Below are 12,669 nucleotides of genomic sequence, written 5' to 3'. Positions count from 1 at the left end.
TAGGAATACAAACGAAAATGAGCACTAAGAAACAAATAACAATAGAGTTGGATGGCAAGTGGGTGTTACAGCACCGAGATGATGATGAATTACCTATTGCCGTAATCAAAGCGACATTGTCATCGGATAAAAACTTAATAATTAAGGATAGCTCTCTTACAACCATTACCATTGTATATGATGAGCAGCTTGTGGATTATGGTGGCATCAAAGATTGCATAATGCGGCTATTCGCGGAGCATTATCCCGAAGATAAAGTAAACGATATAGTCTCATTTCAGTCAAGTGATGTTGTGGATGAAGAGCAACAAGAAGAGGATGTTGATTCACAAAAGCAAGAAGATCGGCGTGCATATCTGGAGCGTCGGCGTCAGGAACTAATTGAACGATTGCAACATGAAGTGGATGAGGATAGTGCCGATGTATCCGAAAAATCAAAAGACGGTGGCGCAGCAATTGACAAAATAAATGCGCTAGTTGGGGCGGCGGAATTCAAAGCGTTATCAAATGAGATATTGGGCATAGCGGAAGAAATCACGCGAACAGATACATATGAGGTATTCACCAATCAATGCTACCTTTTTTCAATCGGCGATGGTTGTGGACTTACCACATATCTGGAATTAATGGCGCAGCTCATCTCGGAATGCAAACTATGCTCTATAGCATCTCGCCCGGTACGCGAAGAACGTATCGATGCCTACCGTGAAGGAATAGAACCGTTTGAAGGGGCAATGAACGCCTTAAATAGCGGCAGTGAAAAAAATCTTAAGGTGCTATGTGTAGATATAAGCGAATGGATGGACAGAACGGACAATCGATATTTCAAGCAATTTTTACGAACCGTTGAAAAGCATGCAAATGAGTATATAGTAGTGTTTAGAATACCTTTTGTAGATAAGGACGTGCTTGAAAGAATCAAATACTCACTGTCTGATTTGCTTAGTGTTAAGACCGTAACGTTCCCGCCTCTTAGTCAAAATGAAATAAAGGAATGCGCTGAGAATGAATTGAGAAGATTTGGCTTTTCAATTGCGAAACCCTCGTGGGATTATTTTTTCAGTCGCATCTCGGAAGAAAAGAGTGACGGGAAGTTTTATGGAGTAAATACCGTTAAAAAGGTTGTCAGAGAACTCATCTATCAAAAACACCTTGTAAATGTAAAGAAAGAAAAAAAGAGTAAACAAATCTCTGTTAAGGATACAAAAGCACTATGCAGTGGTGGCGGCGATTTGAATCTATCGGGGATGGAGGCTTTCATAGCACATAATTATTTGGCTAAAACCGTTACATATTGGTTGGACGAAGAAGCAAAACCACTTGAAAAAAGTTATATGCAAAGTGCTTATGGGGCATTGATAAACTGCAAATGCGTATGTCAAGGATATGCAGAAGCATATAAAAGGATTCTTGTTGCGCAAGGAATAATCTGCGAGGTGATTTGCGGAAAAATTAAAGGTTCTCCCGATTATCACGCATGGAATGTAATTAGTTTTGACAAAAAAAATTATTACCACGTTGATGTAACATGGGACGCACGAAAATGCGGTAAGGCACGTTATAAATATTATGGACTTTCTGATGCTGATTTTCAATCTGATAGAATTTGGACAAGGATGCCGAATATAGTTTGCAATGGCAAAGAAAACATATTGGAAAGTGCTAGACTGCAACTTGCACGTAATGGTAGTGTATTTGCTTCTAAAGGGGCAAGTAAAGAATATTTCAATTAAGGAGTTCGATTATGAAAAACACAAAATTCATCAAGGCATATTGTAAAAACACCAATCAACATTTTGGGCTTGAGATAAAGCAATTCGGCGGAGTGTGGAAAGTAGTTAATTTTATTAATATTACCGAAGAAGAAGCGTCGGTTATATCGTCCGAAGTAAAGCAATCATCATTCATGACAAATGATAACCTCCAACCCTGTAAAAAGTGCGGGAAGAGGGTTGTGTCAGGATGTTCATGCCCGCAAAAATCTTTTAATTGTCGGTCAAAAGAGTATAATTTTCAGTGCATATATTGCAATAATCTCGAAATAGATTATTCTGCATCTGCTATAGGCAGAGGCTACAAAGAGGGCGATATTGTAAGATTATCGCAAGGGCAAGAAGTTAAAATACATTTTGCGGATAATAGACCACTTTCGAAAATAATTGTTGGGGTGGGATGGGATCCAACGGTTATCGGACACAATATGGATGTTGACTCTTCTGTTGTTGTAGCCGGGAACGCAGGAAAGGAAATTGTGTATTTCGGTGATTTGCAGCACCCGTCTGGTTGTGTTGTTCATCATGGGGATAATTTGACTGGTGAGGACGAGGATGGAAATCAGAGCGACGATGAAAACATTACGGTTTATCTTGACAAAGTACCTCAAAATAGAGATAGACTTATATTTGTATTGAATATCTATGAATGCCGATCAAGGCATCAACAGCTCGGCAATGTAAAAAATATGTACATACGCCTTTATGATCCTGTTTCGAGAAAAGCTATAATAGAATATAAAGTTAATGCTAATATGAAAAACTTTACAGCATTAGTAATAGGTGTGGCATATCGACGTGGAGGAGAATGGTTGTTTAAGGCAATAGGGAAAGGGAGCCATGCGGAAAATATTAGTCAATTAGCTGATGAAGTTATGAGCATAAGATAGTAACAAAGGTCTAGACCAGGATTTAGTTAGACGGGAGAATAGGTTAATGACTATATTTGATAAAGCAATAATCTTTGCAACCGAGGCGCATAGTGGAGCGTATCGGAAAAGCAGTAAAGTTCCTTATATCGTTCATCCGCTGGAAGTGGCGGCAATTGTAGCAAGTATGACCACTGATCAAGAAGTGATTGCGGCGGCGGTATTGCATGATGTCATAGAGGACACATCCACCACAAAGGAACAGCTTGAAGCACAGTTCGGCAAAAGAATTACCAGTCTTGTATGTGCTGATAGCGAAGATAAGCGTGAGGACAGGCCGGCTGCAGAAACCTGGGAAATACGGAAACAGGAAACTCTCGACTATATTCCAAAAGCAAGCAAAGACGAGCAAATCATAATCCTTGCCGATAAACTGTCTAATATGCGTGCTATATACCATGATTATGTAGAGGTGGGGGATGAGCTTTGGAAGAGGTTTAATGTAAAAGACAAATCGAAACACGATTGGTACTATAATGGAATCGCCGAGCGGCTGTGTAAAGAAATCAAAGAAACATGCGCCTTTAAGGAATATGTTGAATTATTAATTGCGGTGTTTGGTTTTTCGCAAACATAAGATAAATTTTTGAATATAGTAAGAACGAGAAGCGACCGTAACTGGTCGTTTTTTTGTTTTCTATAAAAAATTTAAGACTGTCCCGAAACAAGGACATTTGACTCTTGACAAATACGGAAACAAGTTGTATAATACGCCTATCTGAAACAAGTTGTTGCAGATAGAAAATACGGAGGTTTTTCGATGCGCACGAAAGACGAAATGTTAATGATGGATATTGTGGCGGCGGTGGACGGCTTTTTTTCACAGACCGGGCGAACACCTACTACGAGGGAATTGGGAACTCGGCTTGGATTAAGTGCATCAACGATGTCGCGGTATCTTCAGGAAATGAACGAGCGAGGGATGCTCGAATATGACGGCGGAAAAATAACTACGGAACGAATTGCCAAGTCAAAGGAAAATTCGGTCAGTATTCCGCTCATAGGGAGTGTATCATGCGGACAGCCGTTATTATCGGAGGAGAGCGTAGAAAGTTACATACGCATTCCGACGGAGTGGCTTGGATCGGGCGAGTATTTTCTACTGAGAGCCAACGGTGATTCGATGATTAATGCCGGGATAGATGACGATGATATAGTCATAGTACGGAAGGCAAGCGAAGCCGACGACGGAGATATCGTTGTGGCACTTGTAGATAATGAAAATACGCTCAAACGGCTGTACCGCGATGAGAAACATCGGAAGATCATTTTGCATCCCGAAAATCCAAACTATGATGATATCATAGTGAAGTCTTGCGAAATACAAGGAGTAGCGATTAAAGTATTAAAAGATTTATGATGGAAAAAGCACATTAACGCAATCAACAAATAATCAAATAGGAGATAGAATATGAAAAAGAAAAGGTATTGTGTAATGTGCGCAGGCGAAAACATCTTGGATTTCGGTTTGCGCGAGAAACAGTCGGTATGTCCGCATTGCGGCGCGATCCTGCGATTCAAACAAAGCATATTCGGTAAGAAAACGATTTCGGCGCAGCGCCCGACGGAAGAGGATGACAATACAGTAATAACGGTGCAATACAAGTCACCGAAAGGAGTAGCGAACCATGCAAGGGTATGATGTAAAATGTCCTAAGTGCAAAACGATAAATAGGCACTTGTATCTCGAAGAAACGGACGGTTGGATGATATGCGAGAAGTGCGGAGAAGCATATAAAGCAATGGACTTTGCAAAGGTAACAAAAATACCTGTCTACACAGGAAAGCAGCTTGCAGCTATGTGCGGTAAATATTAGCGAATGCGACTTGCCCCGGTCGCAGCCGATGATATATAAAGTACAAAAGCATCCATCTTCGGTGTTGGAGTTCCCGACCGCACTAATGAAGTAAAGATAATCCAAAGATTTTGTACTATGGGAAAAATCGGAGGGTAGTGTATGATTAACCAAACCAACATTGCTCCCAAGCGAATGAAATGCGTGAACTGCGGCGCAGACATCATTGGGTGGCAAGACGACAGTGGCATGATAAGAATGACCTGCCACAAATGCGGCACAGTGACGGTGTCAAGACCAATAACGCGAAGACACGTGCAGCTTGATGTGTACGCACCAAACAAACAGCAGTTATTATAACAATTGAATATAAAATACATAGGTATGTCAGCCTTAGGTCGGTCTGAAACAGTGACACGTAAAACCTAAAAGCGGAAGACATATCAAACGGTGAGTTAAACCATTTTTGAGAGGCCACCGATAGACGAAATAATCCCCAGCAAGGGTGAATCGTCTGTCGGTGGCTTTTTTGTTTTTAGAAAAAAATTAAAAAAATATACAAAATTGCCTTACATATGTATCGGTTTTACGTATTATATAGTATCTGCGAATTAGAGTAACTTACCAATATATGAATTATCAAGTGGAAGATTTACTGATCCACGAAAATAATTCAAAAAACTTTTTATAAGCGGTCATTAGGTGTCCGCTTTACCCGTTAGAATACGCTCATCAAGGGCAAAGGAGATGGATAGAACAGTGCAAAGCGCGCTTGAACGCAGGCAAGAAATTCTCGAAGTTTTATGCGAACGAAGATACGACACAGTCGAAAATCTTGCGACTGAGTTCGGCGTCGGCGAACGCACAATACGAAGAGATATAGAATACCTTTCGCTGTCCTATCCCATCTACACTACGCAGGGTAAAGGAGGCGGAATCCATGTAGACCAAGATTATAGACTCGGTAAAAAATACCTAACGGACAAGCAGTCCGAACTGTTGGAAGAACTGTCAAAAGGGCTCACGGGAAACGAACTCGCAGTGATGCAATCGATCCTAAAAACATTCAAAGAGCCGAGGAGAAATCAATGAAGGTACATAGAAAATTATTCATTTCAATGATAAAAAAATCGAACGTCGGCTTTCGTTTTATCGCCAAAGAATTGGGATTAACGGCATACGAATTGGCGAGGATGCTGACCGTGGGCGAAGAGTTTGATTACGCGCAAAGCGAACGGCTGATGCAAATGTTCGGAGCGGAGGAGATGTTTACGGTAATCGATTGGGAGGGCATAAATGTACGCTGTCCAATCTAACGAAACCATCCGAATCTACGACAGCTACCTCTACAAAGAGAGTATCAAGGAGATAGACGGTAGGCAGTATGATGCGGAAGATAAGTGTTGGGTTGTGCCGCTTTCCTGCGAGAATGTCGCCACGCTGTCGCTTATAGGTTGCGAACTCGATAAAACACTCGCTGCGATGCATAAAAGCCGACGTGACGCATTTGTAGCGGTTTGTGCGCATCCCACACCGAGGGTCAAGGCAAAACTCTTTATTCATCAGCAGAATGCTTACGACTTTGCGCTCGAATCGTTTGAAAAAAGTAAAGGCGTTGCTTTACTTGCAGATATGGGAACGGGCAAGACTATGATGACAATAGCAATCACGGGTACGCTTGAAAAGGAAAAGGGCATCAAGCGAATGTTAATTGTCAGTCCAAAATCCATTGTCGGAGTATGGGAAGAAGAGTTTCGTAAGTTCGCGGACTATAAGTATGCGCTCACCGTACTCGACGGCGAGATGAAAAAGAAGAAGGCTGCGTTCGATTTTATGCAAGGACAAGCACTCCAAATCATCGTCGTAAACTACGAAAGCTGTTGGCGGTTGGAGAGCGAAATAACCAAGTGGAAGCCAGACCTAATCGTGTGCGATGAGTCCTCGAAAATCAAGAATCCATCGGCAACACAGTCAAAAGCCTTGCACCGTTTGGGGCGCATCAGTAAGTACAATATGATACTAACCGGGACACCTGTGACTGGGAGTCCGCTCGACTTTTTCTCACAATACAAATTCCTAAACGATAGCATTCTCGGTACGAGTTTTTATCTCTTTCGAAGTCGGTATGCTGTGATGGGCGGCTATCAAAACCGAATGATTGTCGGCTATCGTCACATCGCAGAATTGGTGGAAAAGGTGCATAGTGTAGCGTTCCGAATCAAGATCGAGGACGCAGTGGATCTTCCGCCTTTCATAGATGAAACGCGCATAGTGCCGTTGGAGCCGCAGGCGCAATCCATCTACAGGCGCATCGAAAAGGACTGCTACGCCGAGCTCAATAACGGTGAGGTAACGGCACGGAATGTGCTGACGCAGCTCCTGCGGCTCTCGCAATGTTCGGGCGGATTTATACGCGACGATATAAAAGGCGAAGCCGAGCAGGTCAGCAGTGCCAAGCTTGATGCACTCGAAGATATTATCGATGCGTGTATGGACGAAGGACGAAAGGTTGTTGTTTTCGCTCGGTTCGTACCCGAAATCGAAGGCATCGAGGAAATGCTGAAAACAAAGAAAATCGGGTACTCGCTTATTTACGGCGCAACCACCGACCGGGCGGACCAAGTCAAGAAATTCCAAGAAGACCCGAACATTAGAGTATTCGTGGGGCAACTGCAAACCACGGGAATGGGGTTGACGCTGACTGCAGCCAATGTCGCAGTGTTCTATTCGCTTGATTTTTCGTATGCCAACTACGAGCAATCGAGAGCGAGAATACATCGTATCGGTCAAAAAGAAAAGTGTCTCTACATACATCTTGTCGGCAAGGGAACGGTGGACGAAAAGATACTGCACGCACTCAAGCACAAAGGAGATATAGCAAACCTTATGGTGGACAATTGGAGGGAACTGCTCAATGGGCAAAGTTAAAGATTTAACGGGAATGCATTTCGGACGGTTGACTGCGGTCGAGAAGCTACCGCCGCAAGGAAAGAACGCCGCACTTATGTGGCGATGCAACTGTGAATGCGGTGGAACGGCGATAGTGCGCGGCACCGACCTAACGAACGGACATACGCTGTCATGCGGCTGTTACCGCCAAATGCAAAGAGTAATGCCGAATAGCGAATTGCGCTTGCATCGGATATGGACGAATATGAAACAGCGATGCAGTAATCCGAAGAGCAAAGACTATCGGTATTACGGCGGACGCGGAATAAGCGTGTGCGACGAGTGGGCGGAGTTCGAGGCATTCTTCTATTGGGCGATGCAAAACGGGTACAAGGACGGACTCACCATAGAACGCAAAGACAACGATGGTAACTATTGCCCGTCGAACTGCGAGTGGATAACCGCCGTACGGCAACACCGCAACACGGGCAAGACAAAAAAGTACACGTTATACGGAAAGGAATTCACGCTTGCCGAACTGTGCCGCATCTACGGACAGCCGCGCAGCACGGTAGAGGATAGGCTGAAAAAAGGGATTCCGATTGACCAAGCAATAAAACAAAGTGGGAGGTATAAATTGAATAACCAACTGTTGGAACTTTCGGATCGGCTCAAAGAGCTGAGAGAAAGAAAGAGCGTTCTCGATGCCGAGGTAAAAGGCATCAACGAGGAAATCGATGGGGTAACAACGGAGATGATTGGAATAATGACGACGGAGGAAGTCACGTCGTTCAAGCGCGACGGCACGACTTTCTCGCTCGTTACTCAGGAATATCCATCGGCGGAGCCCGACCGCAAACCCGAGTTGTGGGAGGCGATGAAAGCGAACGGCTTTGAGGATTTATTCACCATCAACAGCCAAACGCTGACCGCAACGGTCAAAGAACTCATTGCAAGCAACGATGGGGTGTTGCCCGAATGGTTGGACGGTCTCATCAAGATAGCGGAGAAAAACAGCATCCGCGTAGCAAAGTCAAAAAAATATTAAAAAGGAGATAGAAAGAACATGGCAAACGAAATCGTGAAAAGCGAAGACAACGGCAGCGCAGTGGCGCAGTACACGGGAGGCGTAGACCTCGGCGGCATCATGGCGGACGAGCTCGCCGGACTCAATCTCTCGTTCGACCGCATCAAAATCCCGTCGGGCGGCGGCTTGGCGTTCGAAGTGCCGGGCGACGATCCCGACAGTCCCGACTCCGTCAAGGAATTCAAGGCGGTAATACTGCATCACCATCCCATCAACTGTTACTACGAGGAAGAGTACACGGGAGGCAACAATCCGCCCGACTGTGGGTCGATGGACGGTCACATCGGTATCGTTGCGGAAACGGGCGAGGTCAAGTCGTGCGCCGACTGTCCGTTCAACAAATTCGGCAGCGGCAAGAACGGCGCGAAGGCTTGCAAGCAAAAGCGCAGGATTTATCTCTTGCGTGAGGGCGAACAACTCCCGATCATACTGTCGTTGCCGACGGGGAGCCTCGGCGAATTCTCGAAGTATGTAATGCGCCTGCTTTCGAAGGGTAAAAAGACCAACGCAGTAGTCACCAAGTTCACGTTGAAGAAAGCGCAGAACAGCGGCGGTATCAACTACTCGCAGGCGGTGTTTGCTCTGGACCGTGTGCTTACCGATGCGGAACTCGCCGCCGTTGCGCCGATGAGCGAACAGGTCAAGGCGATGGCGAACAAGGTCGCGGCGCTCGATGAAGAGTAGCTCGGACGAGGTACGGGCGGTGGGTAGACCGCCGCCCAAGCCTCTAATTTACATTTGCTCACCGCTTAAAGGCGATGTCAAGCGCAATATCGAAAAAGCTAACTACTATGCGCGGTTCGCTTACAGTCAAGGATATATACCGCTTGCACCGCACACCATCTTCACGCAGTTTCTCGACGATAAGAATCCGAAAGAGCGCAAAGACGGAATGGCGATGGGGCTTGAGTTATTGGAACACTGTGACGAGCTGTGGGTGTGTGGGACGACGGTATCCAAAGGGATGCGCACCGAAATCAACTACGCTCGGAAGAAGCAAATCAAGATACGGTGGATAGGCTTGCAGGAAACGGAGAAATAGGATGGCAGACATTTTCGAAAAAGTAAAAAACAATGTACACATAGCCGAGGTAGTATCGCTGTTTGGCGTACAGCTTAATGGCAACGACAAAGGTCTATGTCCATTCCATAGCGAAAAAACGCCGTCGTTTTCCGTTGACCGCAAGACTAACATCTTTACGTGTTTCGGGTGTGGCGCGACGGGCGACGTCATAGCGTTCGTGTCGAAGATAAAGAATATCGAGCCTATCGATGCGGCAAAGTTCTTGGCGGAAACATACCACATCGATATTGACGAGGGGAACAAACCCGGAAAGTTCGACATCAAAGCATATCTCAAAAAGTGCATTGCCGATGTCGGACAAACCGACTACTTCAAACGACGCGGACTGACCGCCGCCACCGTGAAGAAATATTGCTTGGGGTATGATGTCTATCATCGGTCGGCGGTGATACCGTATTCCTCGGCACTTACATACTATCAAACGCGCAGCGTGGTAGATAAGAAATTCTACAAGCCGAAGACCGAGGATGCAGGTGCGGAGCCGCTATTTAACGGCGAGATTATGTACAAGAGCAAATCGCCCGTGTTCGTCGTCGAGTCTCCGATCTGCGCACTCTCAATAATGCAATGCGGACACCCGGCAATGGCACTATGCGGCGTGGGAAATATCAACAAACTCATCCATGCCGTGAAAGTCAAAAAGCCATCGGCAACGCTCATCCTCGCGCTTGACAACGACGATGCCGGGCGCAAGGCAAGCACTGAGCTTGCAACCGTGTTATTCGAACTTAATATTCCTTACGATGTATCAAATGTAGCAGGCGAGTGCAAAGACCCGAACGAACTACTGCTCAAAGACAAACCGCAACTCGAACGAAATCTCAAAGTGGCAAAGACCGCCGCCAAGAAAAAGTACGCCACGGCAAAAGACAGTTTCACCGCATCGGAATTGCAGGACGAAGACGTTGCTCCGCCGACGTGGATCGTGGACGGTATGCTCCCGACAGGACTCGCATTGCTGTGTGCGCCATCGAAGCTCGGCAAGTCGTGGATGATGTTGCAACTATGCTTGGCGGTAGCCGAAGGCGCGGAATTCTTGGGGTACGCCACAAAGAAATGCGAGTGTTTGTACTACGCATTGGAAGACAGCAAAGCGCGACTTAAAGACCGAATGCAAAAAATGCTCAAAGGCAAGCGTGCGCCGAGCGGTGTGCATTTCGCACTCGACGCCGATCCTATCGACCACGGATTCATGGAAAAAGTGGTCGAAGAGATAAAGGCATACCCGAACATCAAACTCATCATTATTGACACCTTGCAAAAGGTGCGCGGTAAGCCGTCAAGCAAGGAATCGATGTATTCGATAGACTACCGCGAGATGGGCGAACTGAAACGCTTTGCCGACAAGAATCACATCACAATGCTGTTCGTCCATCACTTGCGAAAAATGGCGGACGAGAGCGATGTGTACAATATGATAAGCGGTAGCACGGCACTTATGGGGGCGGCGGACACCGTCTTCGTAATCTCGAAGAAAAAGCGTAACGACGAGGATGCGACAATGAGTATGACGGGGCGCGACATCGAGCAATCGTCCATTGTCGTGCAGTTCAATAAGTACGATTATCTATGGGAAGTGCGCGGCACAGCCGAGGAAATAGAGGCGAAAAAAGAACGCCAAGAATATGAGAACAGTCCCATAGTCATCACGATAAAAGAACTCATCCAGCGCAACCCGATGGGCGGATGGAAAGGTTCGGCGGCGGAATTGATGAAAGCAGTCTACGATATAACGGGCAAGCAACTCGCGGAGTCAGCGACGGGAGTAGGCAAGCTCATAAGTAAGTATGAATACCGCTTGCATTGTGATGACATAGAACATACGGTGACACGCAGTTCTGCGCGAACACACACTTTCAAGCGTATAGTGCGAAACGGAGCATTCGGCTACCAACGCACTATATACGACAGCGATGACGAATAAAAAAGCGTCGCATTTAGTGAAGTAAGTGTCGCAAGTGTCGAAAGCGTCGAGCAAAAAAACAGATAAATCCACAAGAGTGAGTTAGTGTCGTTGTGTTTAAGTGTCGTTTATCGACACATACGACACTTGCGACACTTATGTTTGTAAACGAGGTAAAAATGAAAGAAAGCGATTTGATAAGGAAAATATCTGAATACTTAAAGACCGTGCAAAACCTATTCTTTTGGAAAGAACACGGTGGTATGTATGGCACGGCAGGGATTCCCGATTTAATAGTCTGCTACCGTGGGCGGTTTATAGCGTTTGAGTGTAAGGTCGGGAAAAACACGCCGACGGTACTGCAAGCGCAAACGATACGGCAGATAATAGCCGCAGGCGGATACGCATTGGTAGTACGGTCGGTAGAAGAAGTGCGACAGGTAATAACGGCATTCGAAAAGGAGTAAGCAATGGCAGCGGAAATAGTAATCAACAAAGTAGTGGTCACCGACGAGGCTCGGTTTGATTACGAATGTTTATTTGGTCAGCCGATACCGAAAGCGGATATAAAACGGGAAACCGAGGAATACATAGACGGTCGTGTCGGTCGGATAAACGGATTCTATTTCCGCATCAAGTATCTCGACGAACAAACCGATGAAATGCTTATGTTGTTTTTCTACAAGGGCAAACGCTTTGGAAAAATGCAATTGTGGGAATTAGCAGGCGTATGCCGGGCAGACGAATGGACACGCGAACTTGAAGATGACGGACAAATCAAGCTGTGGCTACAATCGCCACTCGATCCAAAAGAAACAACCGATTGGGTGTGGGATTTGAGAATAAGGGAAGCCGAACAAAAACGGCTAATCGAAGACGAATACGGAAAGGACGGTAAAAAAACTATGGCGGTAATACAAGACCTATTGAAAAACTATAAACTCAATAAAGCAAAAGCGGCGGTCGGTGGAACGGTAGAATCCAAACGACTGAAAGAGGATATGGAATTTATAGACGTGTGTATTGCCGCACTTGACGATGAAGCGCAGGCAATTATTCGCGGACTGTATATAGAGGGTAAGTCTATGAGCAAACTCGGAAATCAATTCGGCTACTGCAAAGCCGCAATCTACAAAAAGAAAAACCGAGCCTTGCAAATGCTTGAAATTTTATTTGCAAGCCGTGCCTAAAAAGAGTAGACGAAAGTAA

14 protein-coding genes are annotated in these 12,669 nt (G+C 45.5%); all 14 read left to right on the top strand.

The features are described from left to right. Positions 1-17 precede the first annotated feature (17 nt). The 14 genes from NFR57_RS05095 (at position 18) to NFR57_RS05035 (ending at position 12,650) form a co-directional block, all read left to right on the top strand. Positions 18-1,733, top strand: a complete 1,716-nt coding sequence (locus NFR57_RS05095; RefSeq protein ID WP_251182758.1) for a transglutaminase domain-containing protein — start codon at positions 18-20, stop codon at positions 1,731-1,733. Between the two features lie 11 nt (positions 1,734-1,744). Next, on the top strand, positions 1,745-2,662 hold the full coding sequence (locus NFR57_RS05090) for a TerD family protein (protein WP_251182757.1): 918 nt from the start codon (positions 1,745-1,747) through the stop codon (positions 2,660-2,662). 46 nt (positions 2,663-2,708) lie between these two features. Continuing rightward, on the top strand, positions 2,709-3,278 hold the full coding sequence (locus NFR57_RS05085; RefSeq protein ID WP_251182756.1) for an HD domain-containing protein: 570 nt from the start codon (positions 2,709-2,711) through the stop codon (positions 3,276-3,278). A 183-nt stretch (positions 3,279-3,461) separates the two neighbouring features. Continuing rightward, positions 3,462-4,061 carry a transcriptional repressor LexA gene (gene lexA, locus NFR57_RS05080; protein WP_251182755.1) on the top strand — a complete coding sequence of 200 codons (600 nt, stop codon included), beginning with the start codon at positions 3,462-3,464 and terminating at the stop codon, positions 4,059-4,061. A 268-nt stretch (positions 4,062-4,329) separates the two neighbouring features. Continuing rightward, the gene (locus tag NFR57_RS08785) at positions 4,330-4,518 is read left to right on the top strand and encodes a Trm112 family protein (RefSeq protein ID WP_338022267.1); all 189 of its coding nucleotides are present in this window, start codon (positions 4,330-4,332) and stop codon (positions 4,516-4,518) included. 726 nt (positions 4,519-5,244) lie between these two features. Beyond that, on the top strand, positions 5,245-5,589 hold the full coding sequence (locus NFR57_RS05075) for a helix-turn-helix transcriptional regulator (protein WP_251182754.1): 345 nt from the start codon (positions 5,245-5,247) through the stop codon (positions 5,587-5,589). Then, on the top strand, positions 5,586-5,813 hold the full coding sequence (locus tag NFR57_RS05070; RefSeq protein WP_251182753.1) for a hypothetical protein: 228 nt from the start codon (positions 5,586-5,588) through the stop codon (positions 5,811-5,813). Before NFR57_RS05075 ends, NFR57_RS05070 begins: the two co-directional genes overlap by 4 nt. Continuing rightward, the gene (locus tag NFR57_RS05065; RefSeq protein WP_251182752.1) at positions 5,794-7,425 is read left to right on the top strand and encodes a DEAD/DEAH box helicase; all 1,632 of its coding nucleotides are present in this window, start codon (positions 5,794-5,796) and stop codon (positions 7,423-7,425) included. The genes NFR57_RS05070 and NFR57_RS05065 overlap by 20 nt, the downstream gene beginning before the upstream one ends. Next, entirely contained in the window at positions 7,412-8,434 is a 1,023-nt protein-coding gene (locus tag NFR57_RS05060; RefSeq protein ID WP_251182751.1) for a gp33 family protein, read from the top strand. Before NFR57_RS05065 ends, NFR57_RS05060 begins: the two co-directional genes overlap by 14 nt. An 18-nt stretch (positions 8,435-8,452) precedes the next feature. Further along, positions 8,453-9,157 carry a hypothetical protein gene (locus tag NFR57_RS05055; RefSeq protein ID WP_251182750.1) on the top strand — a complete coding sequence of 235 codons (705 nt, stop codon included), beginning with the start codon at positions 8,453-8,455 and terminating at the stop codon, positions 9,155-9,157. Beyond that, a complete protein-coding gene (locus tag NFR57_RS05050; RefSeq protein WP_251182749.1) occupies positions 9,147-9,515 on the top strand; it encodes a DUF7768 domain-containing protein in 369 nt (122 codons plus the stop codon). Before NFR57_RS05055 ends, NFR57_RS05050 begins: the two co-directional genes overlap by 11 nt. Before the next feature lies 1 nt (position 9,516). Beyond that, entirely contained in the window at positions 9,517-11,481 is a 1,965-nt protein-coding gene (locus NFR57_RS05045; protein ID WP_251182748.1) for an AAA family ATPase, read from the top strand. A 158-nt stretch (positions 11,482-11,639) separates the two neighbouring features. Then, positions 11,640-11,927: a VRR-NUC domain-containing protein gene (locus tag NFR57_RS05040; protein WP_251182747.1), complete on the top strand. Its 288-nt coding sequence runs from the start codon at positions 11,640-11,642 to the stop codon at positions 11,925-11,927. A gap of 3 nt (positions 11,928-11,930) precedes the next feature. Beyond that, entirely contained in the window at positions 11,931-12,650 is a 720-nt protein-coding gene (locus NFR57_RS05035) for a hypothetical protein (RefSeq protein ID WP_251182746.1), read from the top strand. The last annotated feature ends 19 nt before the right edge of the window (positions 12,651-12,669 follow it).

The sequence above is a fragment of the Anaerocaecibacter muris genome, from assembly GCF_943192945.1.
GTDB classification, from domain to species: Bacteria; Bacillota; Clostridia; order Christensenellales; family Pumilibacteraceae; genus Anaerocaecibacter; species Anaerocaecibacter muris.
Note: the sequence above shows the minus strand (reverse complement) of the source record. Positions and strands in the feature narration are given on the sequence as shown.

Bases quoted from the DNA above. Each gene is read 5' to 3' on its own strand.
- NFR57_RS05050 (WP_251182749.1), top strand. From the start codon at position 9,147: ATGAAGAGTAGCTCGGACGAGGTACGGGCGGTGGGTAGACCGCCGCCC.
- NFR57_RS05095 (WP_251182758.1), top strand. From the start codon at position 18: ATGAGCACTAAGAAACAAATAACAATAGAGTTGGATGGCAAGTGGGTG.
- lexA (WP_251182755.1), top strand. From the start codon at position 3,462: ATGCGCACGAAAGACGAAATGTTAATGATGGATATTGTGGCGGCGGTG.
- NFR57_RS05075 (WP_251182754.1), top strand. From the start codon at position 5,245: ATGGATAGAACAGTGCAAAGCGCGCTTGAACGCAGGCAAGAAATTCTC.
- NFR57_RS05045 (WP_251182748.1), top strand. From the start codon at position 9,517: ATGGCAGACATTTTCGAAAAAGTAAAAAACAATGTACACATAGCCGAG.
- NFR57_RS05070 (WP_251182753.1), top strand. From the start codon at position 5,586: ATGAAGGTACATAGAAAATTATTCATTTCAATGATAAAAAAATCGAAC.
- NFR57_RS08785 (WP_338022267.1), top strand. From the start codon at position 4,330: ATGCAAGGGTATGATGTAAAATGTCCTAAGTGCAAAACGATAAATAGG.
- NFR57_RS05055 (WP_251182750.1), top strand. From the start codon at position 8,453: ATGGCAAACGAAATCGTGAAAAGCGAAGACAACGGCAGCGCAGTGGCG.
- NFR57_RS05090 (WP_251182757.1), top strand. From the start codon at position 1,745: ATGAAAAACACAAAATTCATCAAGGCATATTGTAAAAACACCAATCAA.
- NFR57_RS05085 (WP_251182756.1), top strand. From the start codon at position 2,709: ATGACTATATTTGATAAAGCAATAATCTTTGCAACCGAGGCGCATAGT.
- NFR57_RS05060 (WP_251182751.1), top strand. From the start codon at position 7,412: ATGGGCAAAGTTAAAGATTTAACGGGAATGCATTTCGGACGGTTGACT.
- NFR57_RS05035 (WP_251182746.1), top strand. From the start codon at position 11,931: ATGGCAGCGGAAATAGTAATCAACAAAGTAGTGGTCACCGACGAGGCT.
- NFR57_RS05040 (WP_251182747.1), top strand. From the start codon at position 11,640: ATGAAAGAAAGCGATTTGATAAGGAAAATATCTGAATACTTAAAGACC.
- NFR57_RS05065 (WP_251182752.1), top strand. From the start codon at position 5,794: ATGTACGCTGTCCAATCTAACGAAACCATCCGAATCTACGACAGCTAC.